Annotated in this window: 6 protein-coding genes; all 6 read right to left on the bottom strand. The window is 53.0% G+C overall.

Features of this window, described 5'->3' with window-relative positions:
* Positions 1-13 precede the first annotated feature (13 nt).
* Positions 14-298 carry a hypothetical protein gene (locus tag ACT3XD_RS19365; RefSeq protein WP_192539898.1) on the bottom strand — a complete coding sequence of 95 codons (285 nt, stop codon included), beginning with the start codon at positions 296-298 and terminating at the stop codon, positions 14-16.
* Between the two features lie 107 nt (positions 299-405).
* Positions 406-654, bottom strand: a complete 249-nt coding sequence (locus ACT3XD_RS19360) for a hypothetical protein (protein ID WP_192539899.1) — start codon at positions 652-654, stop codon at positions 406-408.
* 15 nt (positions 655-669) lie between these two features.
* Positions 670-981 (bottom strand): hypothetical protein, encoded by a 312-nt coding sequence (locus ACT3XD_RS19355; protein WP_192539900.1) that lies wholly within the window; start codon positions 979-981, stop codon positions 670-672.
* A 15-nt stretch (positions 982-996) separates the two neighbouring features.
* On the bottom strand, positions 997-1215 hold the full coding sequence (locus tag ACT3XD_RS19350) for a hypothetical protein (RefSeq protein WP_192539901.1): 219 nt from the start codon (positions 1213-1215) through the stop codon (positions 997-999).
* 513 nt (positions 1216-1728) lie between these two features.
* Positions 1729-2613, bottom strand: a complete 885-nt coding sequence (locus tag ACT3XD_RS19345; protein WP_192539902.1) for a replication initiation protein — start codon at positions 2611-2613, stop codon at positions 1729-1731.
* Positions 2614-2979: 366 nt separating this feature from the next.
* Positions 2980-3292: hypothetical protein (locus ACT3XD_RS19340; protein ID WP_444280686.1), on the bottom strand; the 313-nt coding region annotated here is incomplete at its 5' end.

Genomic DNA, 3292 nt, shown 5'->3' with positions numbered 1-3292 from the left:
ACCTCTTTTCCTATCAGTTGGCGTATTCAAGGCTCAAATCTGAGCCTTGTGTCAGTAGCAGCTTAGAATGAGCGTGGCGGCTGGCTTCACGACGATTCAATCCAAATGCCTCAAATACAGGCAAGCCAAAGCTAAGCGGCTTGCTGGCCGTCAGCCCACACTCATTACCAACTGTGGTAATTGCTGCATCTAGTGCAGTGCGTCGAGCTGCTAAAGGTAGCTCCCCAATGACACGTGCCTCGCGCATGTAGGGATATCCTTGTGCGTCCAACGCCTCATATTGCGGTTGAGTGGGCATCTTGTGTTTTCCTTAGTTGTTGGTTACTTTCGATAAACGGCAAAATTAACCGGCTATCAGAAGGCCCCTGCTATGCAAGGGCTGGCTTTTTCTTGATTTATGCAGGTTTAAGAAGGAGTAAAAGTCGAACCAGGTATTTCATCGCGATAAGCTGCGTAAACCGCCTCTGCTAACGTCCAGACTTCATCCCCCAGCCGGACACACTCACGCCCTAAATCATCCTCAAAAATCTCGGTTCCGGTAGGGAGAACCGCCGTTCCTTCCAATGAACCTACTGCCGCCATTCCCCATTTTTCATCAAAGGCATCTTTTTTAATAACTACGCCCGCTTTCGTTTTTGTCGCATGAACGCTCATGATAGTTTTCCTCGGTCAGTTGGATTGAGTAGTATCGGCAACGTCCCCGCACATGCGCCGACAGTCTGATAGAGCGTCTTCCTCGCTGCCATGAGTGTGGAAAAAGTGAACATCCATCATAGGGATACGCTTTCGCCCCTCTTCTTTTATAAACACCCCTCCAAGCACTGAGTGCCACAAAGTATCGCCTAGCGGCGTGACGCTTGAGTAGTGCCCCACCCAGCGTTCAGGAAGGTCAGGCGCTTGGTTGCCGTAAATCGTAACTGTGAAGTCAGTACCGCCAGCATTAGCAGTCACAAGCTGGCCTTTCTGTGGAGCGTATGGCATAGCGGTTTTCCTAGATCAGCTATATAGAGCCGCGTCATACGGCACAACTTCGTCGATATGATCCCAAGCGTCGCAACAGCTACTTGCGCCGCGAATATGCTTGAGAGTTTCTACAAGCTCAATCTCCCGCGCTTCAGCCGCCTCCAGACGATCAAGAAGGGCCAAAATCGTTGCGGGGTCTGGGGTAGAGCCTCCCGCTGTTGATGCCCTGATATTCGATATATCAATTTGCATGGTGGGTTTTCCTATTTCTGGTGGGCGTCTTATGACGCTTTAATAAATTCTTGGGCCAGTTTTTTTGTTAGATTGCGCAATTCGACGCTTGATGTGCCAGCTTTCTTTCAGCGTCAGACAAGCTGGCAAACGACACCAGCACGTTGTCCTCAGCATCTTCGATGCGGTAGCGGTAGTGGCCGTCTTCGTAGGCCGCGAAATGGCGGTGCTGGCAAGGCGTGTTGTGGTGTGGTCATGTCTCTCTCCTGTCGTGTTGATACCTTCACTGTCTCACGACTTTTCAATCGACCAAGCCCGTGCGAGCACTTTTTTCACTTTTGAGGGGGCGGTACTAGCTGTTGTACGGATGCACCCAGTACGTCACGGCCATGCTGCTCGTATCGCTGGGCTCCACCGATATCTTGGAGCCGCATGTTGAGCGCTCAATTGGGTAATGGATGCCCTCATGGTAGCGAGACTTGATCATCGGCCAGGGCGCTGAGGGCCGATTTTTCAGGTATTTCCTGCGGTCACTTATCGCTTTTTGGCATAAAGCGCCTTCAGGGCCGCGTCTTCCCAGCTATCGCCGTCGGCTTTGTGCCGTTCGATCATCAATGGTGATATGCCATACATGGGTTTGCCTGCCTGCGGGGCCGAACGCGGTGTGCTGGTCGCGTTGGGTGGCCTGGATGCCTTGGCGGAGGTGCGTGCTGTTGGCTTATGTGTCGCAGCGATTTTGAAGTCGAGACTCAAGTGCGTCACCGATCTTCCCGTTTTGATGGGAATGTACGACACGGTAACGGGCGTGTGCGTGTTGATCTGAGCGATGGCGGGCTCAATCACCCGCTTACGGAAATCTTTATAGGTTGGGTACTTGTTGTCGAGCGCCAACGCCTGACGCAGCCAGCCAACAGACAGCTCCAGCTGCCCTTTTGTCTGCCACTGGCACAGCAGTTCGTAAAAGCGAATGGCGTACTGGCTTGTCATCCCCTCGATATCGTCAATGCAGTAGCCGGTAAATTCGCTGTTCAACTGAGACAAATACGGCAGGATGTCCTTGTTAAAACGAAGCTCGATACATCCCTGATCCTTCTTGTATCGAATGGTCTGTACCCAACCCGTGCTCAGAAGCTCTGGTCGCGTCCCTGCGCCATTGGGGTATTCAGCAATCCAGACATCACGGTGTTTCAGCCGATGGGCCGCCTGCGCCAATTGCCGGTAGATATCTTTGGAATGGTGTGTCGCCGGTGTCACGTCCTCCACTGAAACGCGATACATGACTTCATCGGTGATCTGTCCGTCACGGCGCACCTGAGCCATACACGCCAGCAGGATACGCTGCTCCATGAGCGATGCCGCGAAGTGTGCCTCGATCAACGCATTGCTTTTGTACACCTGTGGTCTGTCGTCTTTTTTCACACTATCCTCGCTTCACTTTTGGCTGTCGCTGGCGGACGGCAGTGACCCCTAATCTGTCCCCTTTCGCGGCACTGATACTTATCCACAGGCCACCCCTAATTTGTCCCATTTAGGCCGAAATCCCGACCCCTAATCTGTCCCCCTTGACCCCTAATCTGTCCCCCTCAAACCCCTAATTTGTCCCCCTTTAACCCCTAATTTGTCCCCCTTTAACCCCTAATTTGTCCCATTTAGGCCGAAAAAAACCATATATTTCATGTGCTTAGACCCTCCGAAAAGGGAAAAGGGAAAAGGAAAAAGGGGGCGTGGCCTGTCTTTCCAGGTGGGATTCTAGTCAACAGGACGGTGGCCTTATCGCATCGGAAGTCAGGATTTCTGGGTAGCGCCACCAAAACGACTTACCCGCGTCTTGGTACAAACGAATCCCAGGCTGACCAGATGTTTCTTGATGCCTCGCGTTTTGCCATCGCGTATTTTTTGCAACACACTGCCCTCCCTGATGCCCGATGCCTTGGTTAACAGCGGGCGCACTCGCCCCAGATGACACGGATACCCGCCTGCTTGGCGTATCAGGCGATCCAGCTGTTCTGCCTGCGTCAGCCGACGGTGACATGGCGGAGGTGTTGCGGGTGGCGAGGTAGGATGAAGCGTGCTGTTGGCCGACGAGGCGCTTGGCGCA

The organism is Halomonas sp. AOP7-B1-5 (assembly GCF_052353045.1).
Classification (GTDB): domain Bacteria; phylum Pseudomonadota; class Gammaproteobacteria; order Pseudomonadales; family Halomonadaceae; genus Vreelandella; species Vreelandella colorata.
This window is presented reverse-complemented; position numbering and strand designations above follow the sequence as displayed.